22 protein-coding genes and 1 pseudogene are annotated in these 26,325 nt (G+C 39.1%); 13 read left to right on the forward strand and 10 right to left on the reverse strand.

Annotation, left to right across the window (positions count from 1 at the left end; translation table 11 throughout):
* Window positions 1-154: 154 nt before the first annotated feature.
* A complete protein-coding gene (locus DPV97_RS05000; protein WP_070714714.1) occupies window positions 155-622 on the forward strand; it encodes a single-stranded DNA-binding protein in 468 nt (155 codons plus the stop codon).
* A 186-nt stretch (window positions 623-808) separates the two neighbouring features.
* Here the strand turns inward: DPV97_RS05000 and DPV97_RS05005 are convergent, their stop codons facing one another.
* On the reverse strand, window positions 809-1,177 hold the full coding sequence (locus tag DPV97_RS05005) for a rhodanese-like domain-containing protein (RefSeq protein ID WP_070714895.1): 369 nt from the start codon (window positions 1,175-1,177) through the stop codon (window positions 809-811).
* A 303-nt stretch (window positions 1,178-1,480) separates the two neighbouring features.
* Here DPV97_RS05005 and ygiD point away from each other — a divergent pair, with 303 nt between their 5' ends.
* The 4 genes from ygiD to DPV97_RS05025 all read left to right on the forward strand — a co-directional run bounded on the left by ygiD (window position 1,481) and on the right by DPV97_RS05025 (window position 6,652).
* Window positions 1,481-2,266 carry a 4,5-DOPA-extradiol-dioxygenase gene (ygiD, locus tag DPV97_RS05010; protein ID WP_070714712.1) on the forward strand — a complete coding sequence of 262 codons (786 nt, stop codon included), beginning with the start codon at window positions 1,481-1,483 and terminating at the stop codon, window positions 2,264-2,266.
* Between the two features lie 805 nt (window positions 2,267-3,071).
* On the forward strand, window positions 3,072-4,145 hold the full coding sequence (gene dcm / locus DPV97_RS05015; RefSeq protein ID WP_070714711.1) for a DNA (cytosine-5-)-methyltransferase: 1,074 nt from the start codon (window positions 3,072-3,074) through the stop codon (window positions 4,143-4,145).
* Window positions 4,135-5,211, forward strand: a complete 1,077-nt coding sequence (locus DPV97_RS05020; protein ID WP_070714709.1) for a DNA cytosine methyltransferase — start codon at window positions 4,135-4,137, stop codon at window positions 5,209-5,211. Before dcm ends, DPV97_RS05020 begins: the two co-directional genes overlap by 11 nt.
* A complete protein-coding gene (locus tag DPV97_RS05025; protein WP_070714707.1) occupies window positions 5,201-6,652 on the forward strand; it encodes a restriction endonuclease in 1,452 nt (483 codons plus the stop codon). Before DPV97_RS05020 ends, DPV97_RS05025 begins: the two co-directional genes overlap by 11 nt.
* A 68-nt stretch (window positions 6,653-6,720) precedes the next feature.
* On the opposite strand, the gene DPV97_RS05030 is transcribed toward DPV97_RS05025, so the two are convergent.
* The 3 genes from DPV97_RS05030 to DPV97_RS05040 are packed head-to-tail and all read right to left on the reverse strand — an operon-like array spanning window position 6,721 to window position 10,184.
* A complete protein-coding gene (locus tag DPV97_RS05030) occupies window positions 6,721-6,927 on the reverse strand; it encodes a YnbE family lipoprotein (RefSeq protein ID WP_049384608.1) in 207 nt (68 codons plus the stop codon).
* Entirely contained in the window at window positions 6,924-9,659 is a 2,736-nt protein-coding gene (locus DPV97_RS05035) for a YdbH family protein (RefSeq protein ID WP_070714706.1), read from the reverse strand. Before DPV97_RS05035 ends, DPV97_RS05030 begins: the two co-directional genes overlap by 4 nt.
* A gap of 48 nt (window positions 9,660-9,707) precedes the next feature.
* Window positions 9,708-10,184, reverse strand: coding sequence for a DMT family transporter (locus tag DPV97_RS05040; RefSeq protein WP_070714704.1), 477 nt, complete (start codon window positions 10,182-10,184; stop codon window positions 9,708-9,710).
* 480 nt (window positions 10,185-10,664) lie between these two features.
* Between DPV97_RS05040 and DPV97_RS05050 the strand changes: the two genes are divergently transcribed.
* From DPV97_RS05050 to DPV97_RS05060, 3 genes are all read left to right on the forward strand, one after another.
* Window positions 10,665-11,210 (forward strand): carboxymuconolactone decarboxylase family protein, encoded by a 546-nt coding sequence (locus tag DPV97_RS05050; protein ID WP_049364053.1) that lies wholly within the window; start codon window positions 10,665-10,667, stop codon window positions 11,208-11,210.
* 84 nt (window positions 11,211-11,294) lie between these two features.
* The gene (locus DPV97_RS05055) at window positions 11,295-11,648 is read left to right on the forward strand and encodes a helix-turn-helix domain-containing protein (protein WP_049381812.1); all 354 of its coding nucleotides are present in this window, start codon (window positions 11,295-11,297) and stop codon (window positions 11,646-11,648) included.
* Window positions 11,649-11,674: 26 nt separating this feature from the next.
* A complete protein-coding gene (locus DPV97_RS05060; protein ID WP_083180318.1) occupies window positions 11,675-12,454 on the forward strand; it encodes an IS3 family transposase in 780 nt (259 codons plus the stop codon).
* A 68-nt stretch (window positions 12,455-12,522) separates the two neighbouring features.
* Here the strand turns inward: DPV97_RS05060 and DPV97_RS05065 are convergent, their stop codons facing one another.
* The 6 genes and pseudogenes from DPV97_RS05065 to msrAB form a co-directional block, all read right to left on the reverse strand.
* Window positions 12,523-16,896: a two-partner secretion domain-containing protein gene (locus DPV97_RS05065; RefSeq protein ID WP_070714396.1), complete on the reverse strand. Its 4,374-nt coding sequence runs from the start codon at window positions 16,894-16,896 to the stop codon at window positions 12,523-12,525.
* 159 nt (window positions 16,897-17,055) lie between these two features.
* Window positions 17,056-18,654, reverse strand: coding sequence for a ShlB/FhaC/HecB family hemolysin secretion/activation protein (locus DPV97_RS05070; RefSeq protein ID WP_049363849.1), 1,599 nt, complete (start codon window positions 18,652-18,654; stop codon window positions 17,056-17,058).
* A gap of 53 nt (window positions 18,655-18,707) precedes the next feature.
* Window positions 18,708-19,529 (reverse strand): annotated as a pseudogene (locus DPV97_RS05075) (IS3 family transposase); the annotation flags it as partial.
* Window positions 19,511-19,885, reverse strand: coding sequence for a transposase (locus DPV97_RS05080; protein WP_049363855.1), 375 nt, complete (start codon window positions 19,883-19,885; stop codon window positions 19,511-19,513). The pseudogene DPV97_RS05075 and the gene DPV97_RS05080, both read right to left, overlap by 19 nt.
* 61 nt (window positions 19,886-19,946) lie before the next feature.
* The gene (locus tag DPV97_RS05085; protein WP_049363989.1) at window positions 19,947-20,423 is read right to left on the reverse strand and encodes a redoxin family protein; all 477 of its coding nucleotides are present in this window, start codon (window positions 20,421-20,423) and stop codon (window positions 19,947-19,949) included.
* A gap of 9 nt (window positions 20,424-20,432) precedes the next feature.
* Window positions 20,433-21,494, reverse strand: a complete 1,062-nt coding sequence (msrAB, locus tag DPV97_RS05090) for a bifunctional peptide-methionine (S)-S-oxide reductase MsrA/peptide-methionine (R)-S-oxide reductase MsrB (protein ID WP_049374864.1) — start codon at window positions 21,492-21,494, stop codon at window positions 20,433-20,435.
* A 113-nt stretch (window positions 21,495-21,607) separates the two neighbouring features.
* Between msrAB and DPV97_RS05095 the strand changes: the two genes are divergently transcribed.
* The 5 genes from DPV97_RS05095 (at window position 21,608) to fecE (ending at window position 26,195) form a co-directional block, all read left to right on the forward strand.
* Window positions 21,608-22,474 (forward strand): DMT family transporter, encoded by an 867-nt coding sequence (locus DPV97_RS05095; RefSeq protein WP_005698936.1) that lies wholly within the window; start codon window positions 21,608-21,610, stop codon window positions 22,472-22,474.
* Between the two features lie 91 nt (window positions 22,475-22,565).
* Window positions 22,566-23,456, forward strand: coding sequence for a Fe(3+) dicitrate ABC transporter substrate-binding protein (locus tag DPV97_RS05100; RefSeq protein WP_005698903.1), 891 nt, complete (start codon window positions 22,566-22,568; stop codon window positions 23,454-23,456).
* Window positions 23,456-24,445 (forward strand): iron-dicitrate ABC transporter permease FecC, encoded by a 990-nt coding sequence (gene fecC / locus DPV97_RS05105; RefSeq protein ID WP_032804137.1) that lies wholly within the window; start codon window positions 23,456-23,458, stop codon window positions 24,443-24,445. The genes DPV97_RS05100 and fecC overlap by 1 nt, the downstream gene beginning before the upstream one ends.
* Window positions 24,445-25,428 carry a Fe(3+) dicitrate ABC transporter permease subunit FecD gene (gene fecD / locus DPV97_RS05110; protein WP_005698902.1) on the forward strand — a complete coding sequence of 328 codons (984 nt, stop codon included), beginning with the start codon at window positions 24,445-24,447 and terminating at the stop codon, window positions 25,426-25,428. Before fecC ends, fecD begins: the two co-directional genes overlap by 1 nt.
* On the forward strand, window positions 25,428-26,195 hold the full coding sequence (gene fecE, locus DPV97_RS05115) for a Fe(3+) dicitrate ABC transporter ATP-binding protein FecE (RefSeq protein WP_049374859.1): 768 nt from the start codon (window positions 25,428-25,430) through the stop codon (window positions 26,193-26,195). Before fecD ends, fecE begins: the two co-directional genes overlap by 1 nt.
* Window positions 26,196-26,325: the final 130 nt, after the last annotated feature.

Below are 26,325 nucleotides of genomic sequence, written 5' to 3' on the forward strand. Positions count from 1 at the left end.
CGATTGCCTTAAGAAAATAAATTCAAAAATTGCGACCATTATCGCATATTTCAATATCTGTGCAAATATCCAGTTAATTTTTATGGATCTTTTGTTTCTTTTAAGGCAAAATAGCCAAAATTTTTCACCTTATTTCTAAAATATAGAGGATTCTATGGCAGGTATTAATAAAGTAATCATCGTGGGTAATTTAGGTAATGATCCTGAAATCCGCACGATGCCAAATGGCGAAGCGGTAGCGAATATCAGCGTGGCAACAAGTGAAAGCTGGACAGATAAAAACACAGGTGAACGTCGTGAAGTGACCGAATGGCACCGTATCGTGTTATATCGTCGTTTAGCGGAAATTGCGGGACAATACTTACGCAAAGGTTCACAAGTTTATGTTGAAGGTCGTTTAAAAACCCGTAAATGGCAAGATAACAACGGCCAAGATCGTTACACCACTGAAATCCAAGGTGATAACTTACAAATGTTAGGTGGTCGTAATCAAGAGATGAGCGGTTATGCACCTGCACAATCAGCACCACAGCCAAGCTATCAATCTCGTCCAGCACAATCTGCGCCAGCGCCACAAGCTGAGCCACCAATGGACGCATTTGATGACAACATTCCGTTCTGAGTTACATATAATTTAAAAATAAAAAACAAAAGCGTTGTTCTATGTCACTAGAGCAACGCTTTTTCTATACATGCAAGCAGTCAGATTTTAAAGGTAAATTACAAAAACATCTCAAAATTTGACCGCTCTTTATAGTAAAAATCCCCTACTGCTCTAGGGGATTTTTTGCTTTAAATAATATGTTATCTATTTCAAACCTTTTTTAACCAAATCTTCATAACCGCCATGGTTGGTTACATTGGTATAGCCTGCATTTTTCAACTCAGTGAGTGCGGCTTCCGCGCGGCGACCGCTACGACAATAAAGGTTGATCGGGGCATCTTTATCTGAGCCAATCGCTTTAACGCCTTCAACAATTTTATCGTGTGGAATATTCACCGCATCTTGCAAATGACCTGCGTTAAACTCCTCGGCTGAACGTACATCAATCCAAACACCTTTTGCTTTTTCCGGTTGTACTGCTCTTTGTTCTGTTTGTGGTGCAGTATTCGCAGAAGCAAAAAAAGGTACAGCAATCGCTGCCGCAGAAAGTACTGCTGTGAATAATTTTTTCATCATTCAATCTCCTATTAAATAGAAATAATATATTTACCTAAATAAATTTAGGGGTTATGTAAAACTAATAGTCATCATACGCCTAAATATAAAGATAATAAACTGTAAATGAAGTAAAAATTAAGTAAAATTTTCGTGAAATTTAACCGCACTTTGTAATATTTACCTTATTTAACACATCAATCTCCTTAAACCTTATCATTCATTATTTCCGATTAGTAAAAGATGTTGTTCATAAACGGGTATTTTTCACACAAAGATTTAACCGTACAATCTGCTCCACCAAATATTTAGGAGAAAATAATGAAAAAAATGCCTGTATTGTTCGTTGGGCATGGTAGCCCGATGAATGCGTTAGATAAAGAAAACCCGTTCAATCAGAATTTCAGCCTAATTACACAAAAGTTTGCCAAACCAAAAGCCATTTTGATGATTTCAGCGCATTGGTACAGCAGCCGTTTGCAGGTTACGTCTGGCAAACACCCTGAAATGATTTACGATTTCTATGGCTTCCCAGATGAACTCAGCCAAGTACAATATCCCGCACCCGGTTCACCTGAGTTGGCAGAGCAAGTGCGGTCATTATTACAGCCGGAGAATGTCGAGCTGAACCCAACGCGTGGTTTTGATCATGGCGCATGGGCGGTGTTGAAATATCTCTATCCCGATGCCGATATCCCCGTGGTGCAACTTAGCCTTAACCGTTTGAAATCGGCAGAATGGCATTTCAACTTGGCAAAAAAGTTAGCTGCTTTACGAGAACAAGGTGTGCTGATTATCGGCAGCGGCAATATTGTGCATAATCTGAGGGCGATAAGTTGGGAACATATTGATCAAATCGGTGCAGGGTATGATTGGGCGTTTGCTTTCCGTGAAACAGTCAATCAGGCGATTGCGACACAAGATGATAAAACCTTGGTACATTATGATCAACTAGGCGAAAAAGCCGAGCTTTCTGTGCCAACGCCCGATCATTACTTGCCGTTGCTTTACATTATGGCATTACGTGAACCGCAAGACGAGATTACGTTTTTCAATGATAATTTGATTGCAGGATCGCTAAGTATGATGTCAGTTTTAGTCAGATAAAAAGGAAAAAATAATAACAAAACATTCTATTTTTGTTCGATCCGCTTTGCGGATGGCGCTATGCCGTTTCAGACGGCATGTTTCAATTATCGCCAAAACATTTTGCAGAAACCAACAAATTTCAATTCTTTTGCGTTGGTTCAGGCCTTAAGTGCGATAAAGATCACTGAGCCTACGCGTGAATTTGAAGCTTTGCGCGCTTTCTAAAAAAACCGTTACGAAGAAGGCTTGGATACGGCAAAATTAGATGTATTGGCAGAGGTTTTACAACAAATCGGCTGCTTACAAGAGGTTAGATTTTGAGACGATTTGTAAAAATGCTTTAAGATTTGATTGTGTTAGATAGTTTTAAAAGTTTTCACAAACTTACATAGTTGTTATAATTTCCCCGTGTATCATAAAATCACCTATATAACTGCTGCAGATTTAAACCTAGTGAGTTTTACATCTACTAGTACTATATTCCCCCAAGATTATTGCAATGCTTACTTTGGGAAAAATTTATATTTTTTGTAATTCATAAAAAAGAGCTAATTTTTTAGCTTATTTTTATAACTAATCTAGAATAGGTAAAAGTCCCCCCGAAAATAATCAAAACACTAGGAAAAATTGCACCATTTTATATAAAACCTCATATATTACTTGTATAGCTAAAGCATCTTTTAGTATAAATATTATATGATTATAAAATGGTAGATAAAAGTGGTTTTGATCGAAATGTATTTTATAACTAATGAGGCATATTAGGTGATTAGATTCTTATGAGTTTTTTATAATTCTCGTTTCTTTCACCATTGTTTAAGATATGAAAACTGAAATAAAAGGTATATCATTATTTTCCAGTGCTGGTATTGGAGAATATTTTTTATCCAGAATTGGCATTAGGATAGTTGCTGCAAATGAGTTAATTCCAAAGAGAGCTGATTTATATAGAAAAATTTATCCTGAACACAAAATGATTACAGGAGATATAAAGAATAAAGGCGTATTTGATGAAATATTAAACATAGCTATTGAAAATAATGTGGATTTTTTACTTGCATCCCCCCCATGCCAAGGGATTAGTATTGCGGGAAAAAATAGAAATATAGACAACATGGCATATGATGAACGTAATTACCTAATTATGTACGTTATCTATATGATAAAAAAAATAAAGCCAACTTACGCTTTAATTGAAAATGTTCCATTACTTCTAAAGTTGCAGCTATATATCAATGGTAAATTAAAACCAATAATAGATATTATAGAAGATGAATTTTCTTCAGAATACAATATTAATTTTGATATATTAGATGCTGCTGATTACGGAACTCCACAAAAACGAAAAAGAGCTATAATTAGATTGAATAAAAAAGGAACCATATGGAATCTCCCTCAGAAACAACCATTAATTAGTGTAGATCAAGCTATTGGAGACTTACCATCGCTAGAATCTGGCGAATACTCTAGCCTGAGATGGCATTATGGTAGAGTTCATACTCCAGAACAAATTAAGTGGATGAAACATACCCCAACAGGAAAATCTGCATTTGAAAATATTGAACATTATCCACGTAAACTTAATGGCGAACGCGTAAAGGGATATAATTCAAGTTATCGCCGTATTTGCTGGGATGAACCCGCACCTACAATTACAATCCGAAATGATGCTATTAGCTCCCAGCGTAACGTTCACCCTGGTAGATGCTTGCCAGATGGAACTTTTTCTGATGCAAGAGTTCTCTCTATTCTCGAACTAATTCGACTAACAGGACTACCTGATGATTGGAGAATCCCTGACGATACACCTGAAATATTGATTCGTCAAGTTTTAGGAGAGTGCATCCCCCCATTACTAATAGAAAATATTACAAGAGAAATATTTAATGAAAATTAATGCTATATCACTTTTTTCTAGTGCCGGTATTGGTGAATTAGACTTACATAAAGGCAATCTTAATTTCGTTGCTGCTAATGAGTTATTAGAAAAAAGAGCTAAAACGTATCAGTTTTTCTATCCAGAAACAAAAATGTTTCAAGGAGATATTTCTGATAAATCTTTAAAACAAGAAATGATCAACTTTGCTAAACAATATAATGTTAAATTTTTATTAGCAACTCCTCCATGCCAAGGCCTAAGCTCTATTGGAAAAAATAAGCATCAAAAACATTTTATTGAAGATACCCGAAACTTCCTTATTCTAGAAGTATTTGAATTTATTGATTCTCTCGACCTTGATTTTATTCTAATTGAAAATGTACCACGTTTTATTGATATGTATTTCCCTTTCAATAATGAATTATTACGCTTAGAAGATATACTAAATAAAAAATACTCTAATAAATATCAAATTGATATTGCTATATTAAATGCTAAGGACTATGGAGTTTGTCAATCAAGGCCGCGGGCAATAATTAAGATGTATAAACATGGTTTGAAATGGAATTTACCATCAGTACAAACCGAGATCTCTTTACGGCAAGCGATTGGACATTTACCATCACTTAAACCAGGAGAAAAATCATTTATTAAATGGCATACAGCTCCCAAAGTAAAACCATCTATTGCCGAAGCTGTTAGACATACGAAACCAGGAAAGAGTGCTATTTCTAACCCAATTTTTTATCCTAAAAAAGATAATGGCGAAAGAATTAAGGGATTTCATAATACATATAAAAGGATGGAATGGGATAAACCAGCTCCAGCAAGAACAACATACAGTGGTAGTATTAGCTCACATAATAATATTCATCCTGGGTACTTGCAGGAGGATGGAACTTACTCTGATCCTCGAGTATTAAGTTTACTAGAAACCTTTATTGTCAGCTCTATTGATGAAAATATAGAATTTCCAGAGGGTTCAACTGAAACTTATATTCGTACAATTATCGGAGAAGCCATCCCTCCAAAGTTGCTTGCAGCTATTTGTTTTCCAAATGGAGAATATCTTAATGTCAAATAAATCTGAAGTTTGGGTGTTTAAAAAACACACAAACAATATCCAACTTTTAATAGAAGTAGCTACTTACCTAAAAGCTAATAAAGCAGGTATTTCTAAAGCAGATAAAGATGCAATGTATGATTCATTGATGCAAACTGATTGGTATAACCCACGTGATTCAAAACGTAATAAGCCTCTTGACTCAATTAACCATAAACTGGATGCCTTATATTATTTTATGTTTGGTTATAAATCTAAATTAAATGGCCAAGATAAATTTATTTTTAGTCCTTTGGGAAACCTATTTTTAAGAAACATTAATGATAAAATAAAATTATCAAAAATATTCTCCACTATGTTAATAGGACTACAGTTTCCACATCCTGCAAGCAAACCTAGTGAAAGTTTTTCTCTTTATCCATTTAGATTAATATTTCAATTATTATTAGATAAAAGACTCCAAGGAAGACTTTATCATTATGAAGTATATGAATTCATTATTCATACTAAAAACCTAACTAGAGATGAATATGAAGATATTGTTTTTAAAATATTAAACTCAAGAACCAAAACTTGGACAGATAAATTTTTAAACTTATATAAAAAACAATATGAAATAGTTAAGTCAGTATATGAATGGCAATATTATATAACGCCACTATTGAGTAGCTTGAATATATTTACTATAAATAATGGTGACATAATACAAAAGCTTTATCACCCAAGTAATGAAAATAGTAAATCATTACCTACACCAAGAAGGGCAAACAATGGGTATATAGAAATAAATTCTGATCTAAAAAAATTCATCTGTATGTTACTCTCAGAATATTCTATTTATTCTAAACCGATTTCGTTACAAGAGAGTGAAAAAAATTCTACTGATGTGATAAAAGAGATTTATGCATTCTACCCGGATGTCCTACTAGAAGAAATTAATGAAAAACCAACGGTGGAATCACGAATTTTAGAAATCCCAAAATTAGTAACTGAGTATGCTAATAATCCAGATAATAATACTTCTGGGAAGTTTGAGCACATTCTTGAGGAAGCATTCAATTTATTTGTAGACGTAGATGCTCATTGGTTAGCTGGAGCGGGAAGGACGGATATTGAGTGTCTCTACATGGCTATTAATGAAAAATTTTCTATTGAAGCTAAATCTACAAAAAATAAACTTAGCATGATTAATGCTGGTAGATTAAAAAGACATAGAGAATTAATCGGAGCTCGTTATACAATAGTTGTTACTTCAAGATATGTTCCTAGTGTGCGTTATGATATTGATGGTCAAAATATTGTACTTATTACCGCAAATACATTATCAGAATATTTATATAATAATATTATTTCCAATAATAGAGAAATTTCATATACAGAGGTTCACAACATTATTACTAATAACCTTGGAACAGACATTAGTTTACATATATCAAATTTAACCTTATCAAAGTTTGGTTAAAAAAATACTTTTTAATTCATAATGTTTGAATATAAAAAACCTCCCATCTATGGAGGTTTTTTATTCGATTATTTCTTCACAGGCTCTACTTCACCCACGGCTTTTTGAGATTTCTCATCCATTTCCACTTTAATATTGTGATCTACCACCACATTCATATTAATGGTGATGCCTTCCTTTGGTGTATCTAATTGAATGGTCGGTGTGCAAGCTGTGAGTGTGAACATTGCCGCAAAAATAAAAAAGTGCGGTTGAAATTTAAAGTGTTTTATCATTTGTCTTTGTCTAATTGCTTATAAAGTTTATATTGCAGATTTTGTTCAAATTGCGAGCCATAGTCAATCATATTCCACAATTCAAACATATTTTCTTGGTGCGTATAATTTAACGTTATCGGATTATTGGTTCGCTTGGTTGGATTAAATCCGCTGATACTCGCACGCAATGTCATTTGTCCTTTAGGATCGAGCATCACCGCCGCATGGGAATTTTGCAGTTCCATTTCTTTTAATAAATCCACCAAGATATTTTCTGTCCAACCGCCTTTTTTCAGTCCTTTCACCATTTCATCGGTTAATTTGATGGACACATTCCCCACCTGTTCCAATGTGCCATTACAAATCAAACATTCCTTATGTCCGAGCCAAAATGGCAAGGTCGCATTAGCACGGCCGGTTAAGGTTACTTGATTATATTGTGCCAAAGCTAACACTTGGGCTAAATCAATATTGGTGAAAGAAAGCGTCGCCATTTTGCTTTGTGGGAAACTGAGCTGAGGCACCGTCAATACGCCATCAAATAAGGAAAGTTTCACATTTCTCAAGGTAAGCGGATTTTTCATGGTGTTCGGATAACGTCCGAACAAATCCAATTCCCCATTTGCGACGGAAAGCGCACCATATCGAATATTTTGAGTCGAAATATGGATCGGTTTACTCGAAGCCACTTGCAATGCCGAGTTTTCATAATTCATCGGGAAACGAATATTCAAGCCATAAATCTCACCATCTGGCATAGTGATTTTACCATTTTTAAGATTCAGCTCCCCCTTCATCTTCACGCCATTGCCATTGATTGCGAATTCACTTTGTCCTTTAATGCTTCCCTCATGAATTAACCAATTCCATTGTTGAGGGAAAAGTGATTGGAATACTTTTGCAGATTGTTCTTTCCAGCTGATTTTGCCTGAAAGTGCAGTATTTTGATATACACCCAAGACATCTAAAGGCCCAAGCGAACCAGCCTTTAAATCACCTGCAAAATTGAAGTTACTGATACTCTTACCATCAATACCTAAACCGAAAACAGGCGAAACAAAACGACCGCCATAAGCCAGTTCAATCCAATCTGTTTTCGCTTGCAACAAACCTCGAATATGCTCTTCTTCATAATCCCAGCGGAGTCGATCTTTAAGCTCCAATGAAAGTGGTGCCATTTTTACCTCTTTCATTTTGACTTCTTTGGAGTGAGCAGAAAGTTGATTTAATTCAATATGATCAGCTTCCCAAAATCCTTTCCCTTCCATTTTGACTGGCGTATTTAAGGATTTCCAGTTTGCACTGCCATTGATTGTCCAATCCCAGCGGTTTGTCGCTTGTTTTTCCACAGACTGCAACTTATGTTCTTCATCCCGCAAATCAAATACGGTTTTAATACCGGCAATAAACTCATGGGCGTTTCCGTCTAATTTTAAATCGAGATTTTCAAACTGTGGTGTCGTGCCCGTTAATGTTGCGAGCAAACGACCTTCCAAACCATAACGACCAATAATAATGTCATCTAACGGTAAACGAACGTGCAACTTGGTATCTGGTTGAACGGTATCCATTTTAAAGACGGAACCCGGGTAAAAATACACCACTGGATGTGTGAAGAGCCCGCCGAGATGATAGGTTAAATTGGTTTGTGCCACGGTAGCGTTATAACGTAAATCCCCGCGAGTTTTCAGCTCAAAGTCCAATTCGTTATTATCATCGCCCCCACCGATTTCACCATTTTTCCCTGAAATCACGATCTCCCCTTTGCCCATTTCGCCAAAGGTTTGCAAGATCACGTTCATATCAATGCTTAATGGCAATAAGCCTTCAGCAGCACGGTGAATAGATAACCCAAGGAAACCTTTGATTGGTTGATAGCTATCGAAGGTCCAATAAAATTTCCCCCATGAAATATCCAAGCCATCTTTGGTGAACACAAAAGGCACATCCAACAATGGTGAATTAGTTGTTAAATCTTGGGCATTTAACTGACCATCCGCCCCTTGCCACGACACTTTTGCCTCGCCTTTTGTGACGGCTAGTTCTGGGTTATTCCAGTTAAGTAAGACATTGCCTTGTTGAGGAAGCTGAGAAAGATCAGGATCAAAATTCGCAGAGAAATGAAGATCGTAGGTTTTATCTCCCGCTTGTTTGATTTCACTACTCCCCGCCCATTGGAAAATGCCATCTTGTGGCGTGACAGTCGATTGATGATGAAGCTCAAGCCCGTCATTATTGGCTTGAGCTTCGAGTGTTAATTGGTTGCCGTTATAGTTTGCGTCTAACGCCCAATCAGCCGATAAGAAAGGCTGCAAAGCGGCTTGTTTCAGTTCTTCGGTATTCGTTAATTGAAAGTGTTTAACGTTGACATGAGAAATAGGCAATGCTGCCCAAAGTGCGGTCAAATTTGGCGGTGTTTTTTCAGCATTATCACTGGGTAAATGGGTTAAACAATCATAATTCAAGCTAGCCTTTTCAACATCAAGACTATGCGTATTCCACCAAGTCACCTGAGTATTATTCAGGTTCACTAGCGTACATTGGTCAGTTTTCACTTTTAGCTCTGGCAGTGTTAAACCTGTGGTTTCCCATTGCCAGTCATCGGCTAATTCAATGTGATAATGCGGTGCTAAAAAATGATTGGTAAGTTGCGCTACACGTTTCGGGGTCGCAAAAACGCGTACTAAGCCAACGCTTACTACAATCAACAGCAACAAAATAATCAAAGCCCACAGGCAACGCTTTCGCATAGATTCCCCAATTACGCGATTAATCAATAAATAGAGGCGTATTCTATCCTATCTCGCCCCAAATAGCTCAACCAGCTTATCTCCAAAGAAATAAAATACTAATCCAAAGCCGACAATAATTAATCCGATGAATTTTGTGATGTTCACTTCTCGGATCGGCATACCGATAAGACCAAAATGATCGATGGTTGTTGCGGTGATTAATTGCCCGATGATGATAAAAAATAACATCGCAGTAATCCCTAATTTAGGTGCAAGCAAAACAGTTGTGAAAACGACGATAGCACCAAGTACTCCACCAATTAATTTCCACCAAGGTTGTGAAGGGATGGCGGATAAATTGCCCCATAAATCGGTTTTCACCCAAGCAATAAAAAAGAGAATGATCGTTCCCACCGCAAAAGAAATAAAGGTGGCAATCACCGCTTCACCACTCATGGCTTTCGCTAGTTGCGTATTAATGGCTGATTGCGTGGCGAGTGCTACGCCTGCCGCTAAAGCGACAATGAGATAAACAAAAAACATCGAGACTCCCAACATAAAATTTAGTTTATTTTAACCTTTTCTAATTTGCCGTGAAATGCTTTCTATTCGGTAAAATCGTCCCAAAATCAACCGCACTTTGTACTTAATTCACAAATACCTCAAAAGTTGTAAGTCATCTTACCTGTTTATTTGATCTTGATCACTATTTGACTATTCTTTATTTGACGCTAACCTTCAAATCCATAGCCGAAAAGCAATTCCAAGAAACCCAAAACAGCGATTACCTCCGCTTTATTGAAGCACGCGCCACCCAAATGTTGCACGACAACAAAGCCCTTTCCGAAAAAGGCAAAAAAGAGTTGGAGAGATTACTGTCTATCGTCAAAACACATTTAGCATGGCGACGCCAAAATAATCATAACTTTTGGCTATATGAAATAAACTTTTCTTCTTTTTCTTACTGAATTTAGAAAGGTATTATCAAGCGGAAATTTATGATTTATCCCTTAGGAGTAGTTTATGTCTCAATTTAAAATTCACACCATTGAATCTGCACCGGAAGCGGCACAAGAAGCCTTAAAAGCCGTACAAAATGCCAATGGTTTTATTCCAAATTTAATTGGTGTTCTCGCAAATGCCCCTACTGCACTTGAAACTTATCGTACAGTGGGCGGTATTAATGGTCGTAATAGCCTAACCGCAACAGAACGCGAAGTGGTGCAAATTACTGCAGCCGTAGTCAATGGCTGTGGTTTCTGTGTAGCAGGCCACACGAAAATCGCTTTAAAAGTGTTAAAACTTGAAGAAGAGCTTGTAAACCAAATTCGTGCAACTGCTTGTATTGAAAGTGATAAAAAACTCGATACTTTAGCGCGTTTCACCCTTGCTGTTATTTTACAAAAAGCAAAATTAACCGAAGCACAACTTAACGCGTTCTTTGATGCAGGTTATACCCAAGAAAATGCTATTGATGTGATTTTAGGTGTTAGCCTCGCCACATTATGTAATTATGTGAACAACATTGCTGAAACTCCAATCAACCCTGAATTACAAGCATTTTCATAATCAAGTCTATAAAAGTGCGGTTCAAAATGATCTGCACCCCAAAAGTTGGACTCAACAAACCAACAATTGAGGTGCAGATTTTTTATGGGTAAACACTACACAATCGAATTTAAATTACAGGTTATTCAACCTATTCTAAAAGGGAAAATGAGCATTCGAGAAGCCGCTCGTTTTTACAATATCTCCTCTGACACATTAGTCGGAACCTGGTTGAAACGGTTTGAAAAAAGTGGCATAAAAGGACTTATTTCCCGTAAACCATCAGGACGACCGCCAATGAAACCTAAATATGCAAAAATGCCACCGCCACCCAAAACTGAAGAAGAGCGTTTACGTTTGAGAATTTTACAGCTTGAAGCGGAGGTGGCTTATCTAAAAGAATTGAGAAGGCTCAGACTTCAGGACGAAGCCGAGCAACGGAAATTATCCAAAGGTTAAGAACGCATTATCCCTTAACATGGCTATTGAGTTTCGCACGTTTAGCGCGTAGTACGTTCTTTTCCCAACTTCAAGTTAAGCCAGATAAAGACAAGGTACTTAAAGCCGCCATTAAAGACATTAAAGCGAAACATCCTGATTATGGCTATCGACGTGTTCATGCCTGTTTGCCAGGCGTAAATCATAAAAAAGTCCAACGTTTAATGCAGGTACTTGGGCTTCAAGTGCGGTCAAGAAAAAGCAAGAAATTTACCACCTATCGAGGCACGATAGGGGTGATTGCACCGAATCATCTTGAACGCGATTTTAGTGCAACGGCTCCGAAACAAAAATGGGTGACCGATATCACCGAGTTTAAGGCGAAAGATGGAAGTAAAGTCTATTTATCCCCAATTTTAGACTTATTTAACAATGAGATAGTCTCCTATAATCTCAGCTATTCCCCAAACTGGGTGCAAGTAGAGGACATGTTAATGCAAGCCGTCAAAGGATTAAATAAAGCTTGTGGTGTCATTTTACATTCAGACCAGGGATGGCAATATCAAATGGTAGCTTATCGTCGAATCTTGGCTGAACATGGCATCATTCAAAGTATGTCGAGAAAAGGGAATTGCTTGGACAACGCCGCAATGGAAAGTTTCTTTGGGCGATTAAAAACGGAATGCTTTTATGGTCGGGAATTTAACAGTAGAGAGGAGATAGTTGATGCCGTCAGAGATTATTTGGATTACTATAATCATCGACGGATTCAACTAAAATTAAAAGGACTGAGTCCGATACAATATCGAAAACAATCCTTTAAATAACAGTCTAACTTTTTGGGGTCAGATCAATTCCGTGAAAAATTTGCAAAAAATTGACTGCTTGATGGGTTTTAGTGTCTTACACGTACTTTATAATTTACTTTATTATTTTTAATAAGTTGTAAATTTACTGCACGTATTGGTTTTACTACCTGTCTTACTTTTTCAGGAATTTTTGCTTCAACTTGTTTTTTTATCGCTGTAGTAGCTTCCGCTTTAAAATGTATTTGGCGACTACGATGATTTTTCATCTCAGTACGAGATTTTACACCTTTGACTACAACTGTATCCTGTGTTGCATTCACGCCAGCATTAGTTGCTGTTTGCTGATGTTTGGCGTTAACCTCTAATTTTGCATCCGCTTTCACACCTGCAATAGAACCGTTATTCCAGTCATTTTTTGCTGCTTCTGCCCACTTATCTGTAGTTGGTACAGCAAGTTTACCACTACCATTCGCAGCAAGGCTTACACTTACTTCATTGACTTTATTGGCTAATTGCTCACTGTGAGAATCACCTGAAATCGTACCGCTTGCGTGGTTAGCATTGACAGAGCCACCGATAAATTTCGCATCACCACCAGCATTGATTTTAGCTGTATCGGTGTTGAGAGTGGTTTCGGTATGTGTTTCATTACGCACCACATTCACAGCAAGATGACCGCTACCTGAAGACGGAGTCCATTTTTGTTCAGCCACACCACCGCCTAGTTTTAAGCCTACTGAAACATCAGTTTTGTTCACGCTATCTGTTGCTGCCGTTAAGGCTAAATTGCCTTTGCCTGCATTAAGATTGAGCTGTTCAGAGGTTGAGTTTACGCCTTTTAAATTCACTCCGTTTTGAGCTTGAATGCTCACATTTTTACCGTTTACTGCCACGCCTGTGTGCGTTTGGCTGTTTTCGGTGTTTACGCCTACATTTGCATTAAAGCCTGCATTTGCTACTTTAGCTCCAATATTCACGCCTGTTGCCACAGAGGCTGCCACATTTTGAACGTGATTATTGCCGGCTGTAATGTTCACACGTTTGCCAGAAAGTTGAGCATTTTCAACCGCTTGCACGTTTGTGCCTTGCAAGTTCAATACGCCTTGTGTTTGCACATTTACGTTTTTACCCGCAATGGTGTTCATCACCGCTTGGCTTTGGTTGCCGTTTTTACCATTTGCAGAAAGGCTTAAATCAATAGATGGAACTGCTGCACCTGCTGATGGCACAACCATTGCACCAACACCTACTTTCGCTTCAAAACCACCACCTGATTGGGTTTTACTGCTTGTTGCTTGGCTGAATTGAGCACTTTGAGCTTGAATATTCACATTTTCACTTGCGTTAATATTTGCTTGGCTATTTAATTTGCCTGTGTGAATGTTCACGTTTTTCGCATTAATTGAGCCTTGCACAGCATTGCTTTCTTGGCTAGCAGATTGGTTGTAATTTGCTCCTACTTTTGCTGCAACGTTAAAGCGTTGGAAGTCGGTAGTATCGGCTGAAACGCCTAAACTCGCCCCAGCTGAAAGGCTGTTTTTCTCAACACGATTTGCAACTGCTACAAGTTGATGGCTGTTTGAATTAAATTGTGCCGTTTCTCCTGCCTTGTATTGGGTCGCATTATCTTGAATGTGGTTTGCATTTACGCTGATATTTTTGCCCGCTTGTAACTGCGTTGCGGTATGCGTTGTGCTTGATACGGTTTCACGTCCACCTTTTGCAACAAGTTCCGCTTCCACGCTGAAAGCTTTGGATTTATCAATGCTCGCAGACACCGTGAGATCAACATTCACATTATTGCCAAAGCTATTTATACTGTTTTTCGCAGTAGTGTGGAGTACCTCTTTCGCATTTTCTTGAATATTTCCTCCTGCTTGCACTTGGCTGCCTTGATGCTCAATGCGATTTGCATTAAGTTTTACATCATTTGCCGCTGAAAGTTTGCTTACTTGGGCTTTGTTTTCCACGCTTGAATTCAAGGAATGAGCTACGCCAACCCCTAAAGTGGCACTTAATTTGTTCTCGGTTACGGTGCCGCTCAAACCAACATTTACTTCGTTTTTCACGCTGTTGTTAATGCTTTGATTTTGAGCCGCTTGTGTCGTGATTTTATCTGCGTTAATGACTAAATTGCCGTGAGTTGCCGCTACTTCACTGCCTGAAACAGTCACAGTTTTTGCATTCAATGCTACATCGTTACCTTTTACGCTTGAACCTGTATGCGTTGTCGTGTGACTATTTTGGCTGTTATTGTAAACGTTCAAGCCCAAGTGGAATTTACCTTCTGCATTTATAGCATCTGCTTTTTTCTCTTTGCTGATTTCAACATCTGCATCCACGCTTGGCTTACCTTTGTTATTATCAAGGTTGAGATTTGCGGTTAAATGCCCGTGTTGGAATGATGTTTTGAGGCTGTCGAAACCGCCCGCGAAACTAAAACCAGCCTTACTTGATTCCGTACGAACGTGGTTAGCTGCACCTTTCACTTCAATACCACTTTTTGCTGCAATATCGAGCAACCCTGCGGATTGCACGGTTGAGCCCACAATGCTCACGTTTTTGTTGGTAGAGAGTTGGAGATTCGATGCTGATTTTAAGGTTGAACCTTTTGCAGTAGAGGTATGTGTATAGCTACTTTGGCGAGCCTTGGTAATATCAAAAATTGTACCTTGACGAGCGTAATCAACTGCAGTGGTTTTCGCTTGAGTGCTATCAATAACTAATGCACCTGCATTGCCTTTTACCACGCCATTACCACCCGTTACGACACGGCTGCCTGAAATATGCACGCCACGGCTTGCATCTAAAGTCGCATCGCCTTTCACGGTAAAATCAGCCCCGTGAATAGTTTCCGCACTTCTGCCTGTACCAACGGTTTTAGAGCCTGCTAAACCACCCCAGAAACGCATATCATCGCTGAGGTTATAACTTTCGCTAGATCTTTCTGAGCCGAATGAAAGCGAACCGCTATTTTTTGCCAATAATGCACCATCCACATTTGCCACTACGCCTGTTAAATGCACATCGCCTTTACCGCCTAAAATAAGATCTTGTTCGGTCGTTAATTCTGTCGCAGTGTAGTGCTGCACGCTACTATCTTGGCTGCTTAAACCTGTTTTTAAACGTGCAGTTTCATTTTTAAATTCAGCACGAGCCGTTTGAGTGGTAGTGGCTTTTGCACCACGTAAATTCACGCCTTGTTCGCCATAAATAGCGGTCGTTTTTGCGGAAACTTTTGCACCTTCTGTGGTCACTTTGCCTTTGGTTGCTTCAATATTTACACTATCGCCTGCAATCGTAGTGCGGTGTATGGTTTCAACACGATTGCTCTCTTGTTCATTGCGATACCAACTGCCTTTGCTTTGGTTTTTGCTGTGTTCACGTAAATTTACGGTTTTTTCTGCCCCTAAATGTACATTGCCACCGCGAATATTGCTATTTTTGGCTTGAATATCTGCTCCTGAAATGTTCAATTTACCACCGACATTCACGTTAAATTGATCGGTTTGCACACGGGTTGCTTGGTAGCTTTCACTTGAGCCACTTTGATGATCACGAGACTGTACGCCATTTTGATGTGTAACTTTTGCTTTACCTCTATCTGTATGACGACTAATTCTACCGTTTAAGTTTGCATTGCCTGCGGTAATATCCACTTCTTTTGCTTGTAAATTAGCCGATTGAGCGGTGATAGTCGCACGATCATCAGTTGAATGAATACGAATTCTACCCGCTTGAATACTACCCACAACTTTGCCATCCAGCACTTGACCTTTACGCTCTGTAGTTGTAATTTTAAGCGTGCCATTGTCTTCACGTGCAATTTTATTTTTGCCCGTAATCACATTCACCCCTTCGCTGGTGGTAATTTGACCGCCAACGGTCACTTGCGGGGCGATTAAATCAATGTCACCAGAACTGGTAATTTTGCCGCTGGTGCTTAACGCTTTATCGCCTGTTGCATCATAGCCTTTAAGTTTACCTTCTGCGACTTGCGGTTTACCTACCACAAGCGAAGCACGAGGCGTATTAATAAAACCGCCTCCTTCCACGCTAATGCCGTTCGGGTTAGCTAACACATAATCGGCTTTTTCACCAAAGATTTCTTGCTGACCAGCAATTTTAGAAGGATTGCGACTAACGACTTCGTTCAGAATCACTTTTGCGGATTGGGTTTTGAGATTTGGGTTGGCGTTCAGATCGCCTGCGAGTTGAGATTTGCCATTTTGACGAGCATTGTTTAGCACCGCACCAGATTTATCTACGTTAAACTTATCATATCGGTTATGCGATAACCCTGCGGCACTTGGATTGGCGATATTGATAATTTCAATGCCTTGTTTTTTGCTAATTTGTGTATTGGCATCTGCCGCACTGATTTCTGCAAAAGCAGATTGCCCCGCAATGCTGAATGCAATGGCGAGCGAAATTTTGCTTAAAGAGTAAGTTTTAGACATTTTGTACCTCGTAAAATGGAACATAACTAAATAAGAAATGCTCGTATTAAAGCAAAAATGGATAGGTTAGACCAGTTATTTATGGAGTAAAAATGTGATCTGCTTCACAAAAAAATAATTTATTGAGTAAAAAATCAAGTGTGCATTAGTGTAATAAGCTTAGAATTTATAGCTGATGCTTCCCAACACTAATCGCTCTTGTTTGACACCATCAGTTTTCGAAAACAATCGCCCCATTGCCCATTCAAGGTTAGCTTGAAAGGCTTTCTGCTCCCAATTCAACCCAACAGAATAAGCAAAGGCTTGTTCTCGCTGAGTATTCGCTTGTGTTGATTTTTGTACGCCAAAATCAATGCCAACGTAAGGCGAAAATGTACCGAATTCGGTTGCTTTTACCCAAGCAATATCGTTGTGTAAAACAATATTTTTCTCAGCCGATAAGCTCAAATCATTTAAGCCTCTCACCCTATTTCGTCCCGTTAAATCTTCTTGTTTAATCGAAGGCAAATAATCGCGGCTATATTGTGCTGTGAGCTGATGAGAATGGCGAAAAAGTTGTTCACCAATCGGTTGATAGCGGTTAAATTTCAGCTCAAAATTCCAACGGCTAAAACGATCTTCTGGCTGGTTTTCACCTTTATTTCGCCCCTGTTCATAGCGGAAATCAGTAACAAAAGTGGCATTTTCAAACAGCTGCAAATGATTTAGCCCAATAGAAATGCTCGTTAATTTAGGACTTTGAAGATCTAAAACCACATCATCCAGTCGGTTTTTGCTGTTAATTTTCTCGATCTGCGTTGAAAATGTTGAAATATGGTTAGAACCACGATGGAAAACATAATCTGCGGTTAATCCCGTTTGGAGAGTTTGCCCTTTTTGTTGCAGGCTTAATGTCTGAAGTGAGAGCGGCGTTTTAAATTGGGAAATAGAAACAAAGCCACTGAATGTCCAATAACCATAAGGTAAGGAATAATAGAGCAATGCCGAGCGGCTAAATTGATGACGAAATTTTAGTGTATGCGAACCGCTTAGATAAAGCGTATCTGATAAGCCAAAAGGGGTGCTAATGCTAACAGAGGAACGTACCTGCCAACGATCGTAGGTTCTTGACGCGTAATTATCCAATCCAATTGAACCATTGAAACGAGAAATTGGTTCGTTCGTAAATTTCAGTTTAACTTCGCCATTTTTAGCTGGCAAAACATCAACAGAAACGCTGTTTCCCGTGATGCGATTCGCTTGATCCAGTGCTTGGTCGAGATCTTGCACTTTCAGTGGTTTACCTATCGCATTTGGCAAAATTTGGCTTAAATTAAACCGCTTATTATCGCTTTCTATAGCAGCAATTTTGCCCTCAAATACATGCAGGGTTAAAACGCCTGATTGATCGTCTTCAAACTGAAAAGGGTTGTGAATGTAGCCTTTTCTCACATAGGCTTGAGTAAGTTGTTGGCTCAGCTGATTAAGACGAGCTTCATTCAAACATTCGCTCGATTTAGGTGCAAAAGGCATTGGATCAATAAGCGTTATTCCTTTAAATTTCACACCTTGATAATCTAAACAAATTTGCGAGAAATCGCCATTTTCAACCGCTTGAGAAGTAGATTGGAATTGATGTTGTTCTAACCAACGTTGTTGATTTTGGCTCTGTAGCTCAGAGAATTGCTGTTTAGATTGTTGGAGCGATTGGGTGATATCATCAGCCCAAACATTTGATGAAAAAAGAGTAAGAAGAAAGGGAAAAGCAAATTTATTCATAGCAGCGATAAAATAAAAAATATGATCTGCCCCCCAAAAGTTGGACAGGTTAGTTAACTTAAATATTGAGCTCGGTATTGCACTGGGCTCAATCCTTTGAAAGCAAGTTTAATTCGTTTTTGGTTGTAATACACCAAATATTCTTCAATTTCAGCCTGTAATTCAGCAATTGAATGATAACTCCGTGAGTAAAAGCACTCGGATTTTAATATCGCAAAAAAGCTTTCAATCACCGCATTATCGTAGCAATGTCCTCGGCGACTTATACTTTGCACCGCTTTACCCTCCAACATCTTTACCCATTCCGCCGAGCCATACAATACGCCTTGGTCGCTATGAATAATCGGGCATTCTGTCGGTTTAATCCTACTAAGCCCTTGTTCTAACATCTTTTTTACCAATGAAAACTTCGGGCGTGTTGCAAAGTTATAGGCAATAACTTCTCGGTTAGCCAGGTCCATCAACGGTGAAAAATAAAGCTTTTCTTGCCCAACATGAAATTCCGTTACATCCGTTACCCATTTTTGATTGAGTGCCGTTGCTGTAAAATCTCGATTCAGCAAATTCGGGGCAATATGCGATGTTTTTCCACGTTTTCCATGTCTTTTTTTGCGTAAAATGGAATGAATACCTAACTCGTTCATTAGCTTTAACACCGTCTTATGATTCAAATTAAAACCCATTTGGCGTAATTTGAGTGTCATTGGGCGATAACCATCTCGTTTTCTGTTCTTTTTATACAGCGATAAAATAGCTTCTTTAGCTTCGTGATAATTTCGCTTAATCTCTTTATAGTAAAAGCTTGAGCGAGCCATTTTAGCCACATGAAGTAAATCATTTAATGCGTGGTTTGGCTTCAATCTTTCAATAATTTTTCTTTTTTCTGTCGCTGCTTTTGACGGTCGAGCGCCTCCAACTCCTTTAGATAAGCAATCTCCGCTCGAGCCAAGGCGAGCTCTCGCTGCAGCTTTTTAAACGCTTTAGGTGAAAAGTCTGTGGTTTCTGGAATTTCAATGTCTTTCTTTTTCATCTTTGGCTTCACTATTTTCGGGGTTTGAAGGTTTGTATAAGGCGATTTTACGCCATCAAGCCCTCTTTCTCGAAATGCTTTTAGCCAATAAATGACGAGAGCATGGGAAATTTTATGAAGTTTAGCCACCTCACGGATACCATAATTCTGTTCAGTGACGAGTTTGATAATTTTCAAACGAAATTGATAAGAGTAGGACATAATCTGCACCTCAAATTAGGTGTCCAGGTTTTGGGGTGCAGATCAAATGACCGCACTTTTTTTATTCCTTCACAAATTGTTTAATTTGATCTGAATTCAAATGTCCAGGTTGTGCTTTGATAAGGTTTAAATCCTTATCCAATAGCAAATTAAACGGATAGCCTAACACATTAGCACGTTTAATAATTTCCCCATTTTCATCCAATAATACCGTGATATTTTTATAATCTAGCCCCTTATACCAATTGATAAATTTTTGGCTATTTTGTTCGTTCTTTTGTCCAGGTGAGGCAATTGTAATCACATTAAAATCCAAATTCTTATTAGCACTAAGATCGTCAATTTCCGCTAAACCAGCCAAGCAAATTGGACACCAGGATGCCCACATTTTGATATAAAGCGGCTTGCCTTGATATTGTGATAAAGAGACGGTTTGATTATCCAACGTTTTCAAGGGAACATCAGCCAAAGACACTTTCTCTTGTGCAAAACTCAATGGACTCAAAAACAATAAAAGTGCGGTCAATATTTTTCTCATTTTTTCCTCTTATTTCACAAAGGGAATCAAATCGCCATAGCCTTGTTTTTCCATTTCATCTAATGGAATAAACTTAATCGATGCGCTGTTAATGCAATAACGCAAACCACCTTTATCACGCGGACCATCATCAAACACATGGCCTAAATGGGCATGACCACTGCGACTTAACACCTCAATACGAGTCATATTAAAGCTATTATCTCTTTGATACTCCGCCACTTCAGCGGCAATCGGTTTGGTAAAACTTGGCCAACCACAACCGGATTCAAACTTATCTTTGGAAGAAAATAACGGTTCTCCCGTGGTGATATCCACATAAATACCAGGCGCGAAATTATCCCAATATTCGTTACTAAAAGAACGTTCTGTATGTTTGCCTTGCGTCACATCATATTGAAGTGCTGTCAATTTTTGCTTTAATTCTGTATCACTTGGTTTTGGGTATTTTTTATCATCAATTAATGGCTCATCGGCTTTTTTGATGTCGATATGACAATAGCCATTCGGGTTTTTCTTGAGATAATCCTGATGATACTCTTCCGCCTCTACATAATTTTTCAGCGGTTCCACTTCAATTTGAATCGGTTCTTGATATTTACTTTGTAAAGTTTTCAATGCCGCTTCAATAACGGCTTTATCTTGTTCGTTTTGATAATAAATGCCCGTGCGATATTGTCTGCCACGATCATTGCCTTGCTTATTGATACTGGTTGGGTCGATAACACGGAAATAATATTGCAGCAATTTATCTAACGAAATTTTATTTGGATCGTAAGTGACTTTCACCGTTTCTGCATGATCTGTTGCATGCAATAATTGATAATTCGTGGTATCGCCTTTTCCATTGGCATAGCCAGAAACGGCATCAGTCACGCCTTGAATGCGTTCCATATAAGCTTCTAATCCCCAAAAGCAGCCACCAGCAAGATAAATAATTTGTTGTTCTTGTTTACTTTCCATTGTCATTTTTTGCTCCTTTGATGATTCTGTGTGATCAGCATACGTTAAACTACTTTGCAAACCGCCAAAAAGTGCGGTCAATATGAGAAATGTTTTTGTATATTTCATTTTCTTTCCTTATTATAGAAAAATCTTCAGCTTACATTTGATTAGACGAAGACAAACCCATTTTCTTACAAAATAAGGCAATTTTTTTACCGCACGTTGTGCAAGGAACCCTTATGCCAAACATACATCTCCGCAATCATTATCAAAAAGCTGTTGTTTGTATGGTGTTAGCTTACATCAGCATTGCCTTAATGGGCGTATTTGTAAAATACGCCTCTGATGAATTACCGTCCAGTGAAATTTTATTTTCCCGCTTCTTTATTGGTTTTGTTTTTCTCTTGCCCTTTTTGATTAAAGATGGAGATTTCAAAGTCGATATGTCGCAATGGAAATTTCTCGTTTTGCGCAACCTCGCCGGCATTGCCAGTATGTTGCTAACCTTCTACGCCATTAAATATTTGCCGATTTCTATTGCGATTTTATTGATGAATACGTCCGCACTTTTTGTGCCTTTACTACTGTTTTTCTTTAAAGTCAGAACGCCATTAAAAGTATTAGCTTGCAGTTTTATGGGTTTTATCGGTGTATCCATCATTATGCTGACCAACGGTTCAATGAATATCAACCCTATCCATGTAGGCTATGCTTTGGGTGCTGCAGTATTGGCTGCGATGGCGTTTATCAGTTTACAAGAGCTCAATAAACACAACTCACCTAAAAATATCGTGTTTTACTTTCACTTATTAGGCTCGATTTTGTTGCCGCTCTTTTTTATTGCTCAATGGGAAATACCAACACTACATGGATTCACATTACTGCTTTTAGTGGGTGGATTCGGTCTTATTTTCCAATTATTACTCACTCGCGCCTTTAAATACGCGCCTGCCAATGTCATTACGCCTTTTGCTTTTACCGGTGTCATTTTTTCCAGTATCTGTGACTGGTTATTCTGGGATAACGTACCAAGCCTAAATTTCTGGATTGGTTCATTAGTCATTATTATTGCCGTCAGTTTACTTGCCAGAATGCGGGCAAAATAGAGAGATCCGACCAAATAGCTAAAATATAACTATTCTCAATAACATTGTTTGAATGTATAATCCTAATGCTTTTTATTATTGAGGACACAACATGAAAAAATTATTAAAAACCACTTTAGCTTCTGCATTATTAATGGCGTCTGCATTTGCTAGTGCCGTGACGGTTAAAGATGCAAAAGGTGAATTTACCCTTGATAAAACCCCAAGCCGTGTTGTGGCATTGGAATATTCTTTTGTGGATGCTTTAGCCCAAGTCGGAGTTAGCCCAGTAGGTGTGGCCGACGATAACAAAATCGATCGTATTTTGCCGCAAGTGCGCGAAAAAATTGCTGCATGGCAATCCGTTGGCACGCGTTCTCAACCGAGTCTTGAAGTGATTGCTTCCCTCAAACCCGATTTAATTATTGCCGATCCTTCCCGTCACACAGCGGTGTTTGAAGAATTGAAAAAAATCGCACCAACGGTGATGTTTGATTCCCGTCATGAAAGCTACCAAGGAAATCTTGAAACCGCACAGAAAATTGGTGATTTAGTGGGTAAAAGCGCTGAAATGAAAGCGAAGATCAATGAACATAATGATTACATCGCCAACATTGCAAAAAATCTAGGTGTACAAGGCAAAAAAGCCTCATTTGGTACTTCCCGAGAAGATAAATTTAATATCCAAAATGCCAATGGTTATGTGGGTAGTTTCTTAACAACATTAGGTTTTGCCCCAACCAAACTCAATAGCGATCAGGCTTCTGTTGAAATCAACCTTGAACAATTAGTGATGGAAAAACCAGAATACTTGTTCATCGCCCATTACCGTGATGAAAGTATTGCGCGCAAATGGGAAGCTGAGCCACTTTGGAAAGCGATTCCTGCCGTAAAAGCAAATCATGTTTACAGCGTTGACTCGGACATGTGGGCGCGTGGTCGCGGCTTAGAAGCGAGCAAAATTATGGCAAAACAAATTGAAGGTTTCGTGAAACAAAAATAATGATGAAGCCCACTTTCCGTTGGGGACTTCCCCTTATCATTCTGGCTTTCCTATTATGGGGAAGCCTGTTTTTGTATTATCCCATCGAAATCCGACCGCTTGTAGCGTTACAAGCGTTCCTTCCCGATGGAGATGAAATTGTCAAAATTACGGTTACCGATTTACGCCTACCGCGTGCATTAGTTGGCATGATTTTAGGCGCCAATCTTGCGGTGGCGGGAGCGTTGTTACAAACCATTACCCGCAATCCACTGGCCTCACCTACGCTACTCAGCGTAAACTCGGGAGCCAGCCTTGCTATGGTTAGTGCCAGTGCTTTTAGCCCTTTGATTCTTTCTGGTTATAGTATTGCTTTAGTGGCTAGCATCGGCGGCGGTCTGAGTTGGTTTGTGGTAATGCTGATCAGCAATGGTTGGAAAGACAACAGTGGAGATCGTAGCCGAGTGATTTTAGCGGGGATTGCGGTATCACTACTGTGTGCAGCGCTCACAAAATTAGTGCTCATTATCGCTGAAGATCATGCCTTCGGTATTATGAGTTGGCTAGCGGGTGGCATTGCACATGCTCGTTGGAATGAATTATTGACGTTATTTCCATTCTTTATTTTGACCGCACTTTTCTGTCTGCTTTTTGCTAGCCGTTTAAATTTACTCAATTTAAGTGATGAATCCGCGCGTTCACTAGGCATCAATCTCTTTCGTTTACGCTGGTACGCTAATATCATTGCATTATTGATTGTGGGTTCAAGCGTGAGTGTTGCCGGTCCAGTTGCCTTTATCGGCTTACTCGTGCCTCATCTTGCTCGCTATTGGATTGGTTATGACTTGCGAAAATCGCTCCCTATGGCGATGTTACTCGGTGCAATTTTAATGCTCGCTGCAGATACCATTGCCCGCGCGGTCAACTTCCCTAGTGAAGTACCAGCTGGTGCGGTGCTTGCCTTAATCGGTGCACCAGTCTTTGTATTATTTGCCAGAGGAAGACACTAATGCGAACCTCTCATGTATCTTTTCGTGCTATCAGCTTTTATGTCGTCACGCTTAGTCTAATGGTACTGCTCTTTGGGTTGAGTATTCGTCTCGGCACTTATACGCTTTCCTTTGAGGAAATTTGGGCGGCCTTTCAGCCTGATGATAAAAACTATTTTACCTTGATGGAATATCGCCTACCCCGTGCGGTATTAGCGATTTTATTAGGCGGTGCCTTAGCGATTTCTGGTGTGCTCGTACAAAGCGTGGTGCGTAATCCACTTGCCTCTCCCGATATTTTAGGGATTAACAATGCAGCGGGGTTAATTGCTGTTTCGGTATTGATGTTCTTGCCAAACTTAGCATTTTACTGGATGCCGATTTTTGCCTTTTTAGGTGGTGTGCTCTCTTTTGTCATTTTATGGATCGTGTGCGGTTTTAACTTCCGCCCTATCAAAATGGCAATCATTGGAGTCGCACTGTCCGCATTGTGGGCAGCTATTAGTCATTATCTAATGCTTACCAATCCGGTCGAGATCAATACGGCGATGTTATGGCTCACAGGAAGCCTGTGGGGGCGTAGCTGGTCTTATTTAAATGTGGTATTGCCATGGTTAGTGGTATTGCTACCCTTGCCATTTATTTTCTGTCGTGATCTCGACACCCTTGGTTTAGGTGAAAACAAAGCCTCCACCTTGGGCGTGACCGTAAATAAAGTGCAAATCAGCGTTTTAGTGTTAGCGGTGGCCCTTTCTACTACAGCCGTGGCAATTTGTGGTCCGATTGCCTTTTTAGGCTTGGTGGCTCCACATCTTGCCCGTCGTTTAGTCGGCGGCAGACATCGTACCCTATTACCGGCAGCCTTGATTATTGGCGCCCTCTTATTACAACTTTCGGATATTTTGGCGCGGGTGATTGACCCACCAACTGAACTGCCAGCGGGTATTCTGACCGCGATTATCGGTGCGCCATATTTCTTCTACTTATTGATGAGAACTAAATAATGAGCATTGAAATCAATAATTTATCTTTAGGTTATCAAGATAAACTCGTCGTTAAAAATCTGTCACTAAAGTTCCCGAAAAATAAAGTGATTGCGTTAATTGGTCCAAATGGTTGTTGTAAATCCACCACATTAAAAGCAGTGGCTCGCTTGCTTAAACCAAAACAAGGCTCAATCACCCATAAAGGTCAGGATATTTGGCAAAAAAGCCCTAAAGAATATGCCCAAGAATTGGCTTTTCTCCCGCAGCAACACTTGGTACCCGAAGGGATTAAAGTGCGGGAATTGATCGCCTACGGGCGTTCGCCTTACTTAAATCTTTGGGGCAAACTTAGCCAAAAAGATGAAGAATTAGTTAATTGGGCGATGGCGCAAACACAAACTGCCGAACTCGCCGAACAGTTGGTTTCTGATTTATCTGGTGGTCAACAACAACGGGTATTTTTAGCCATGACACTTGCGCAAGATGCCGAATTAGTGCTACTCGATGAGCCTACCACTTATCTGGATTTAAACCGCCAAGCAGAACTCATGGGCATGATGCGACAAATGCAACAAAACGGTAAAACCGTGATTACGGTGTTACATGACCTCAACCAAGCCTGTCGCTATTGCGATCACTTAATCGTCATGAAAAAAGGTGCCGTAATGGCACAAGGCACACCTGATGAAGTGATGACCGAAGAATTGCTGAAGGATGTTTTTGATTTGGATGTCATCATTCATCGTGATCCTATCAGCAATACACCAATGTTTATTTTGAAATAACCTACTATCACTTCTCTAAATATAAAGCTTTATTGTAGGGTAGTAACAATATTGGTCTCTTCTCACCATATCAGAAAATATCATTCACATAAAAAATTAATATAAAAAACCGCACTTTGATTTAAAAACC

It is taken from the genome of Haemophilus parainfluenzae (genome assembly GCF_003253005.1).
In the GTDB taxonomy this organism is placed as follows: domain Bacteria; phylum Pseudomonadota; class Gammaproteobacteria; order Enterobacterales; family Pasteurellaceae; genus Haemophilus_D; species Haemophilus_D parainfluenzae_M.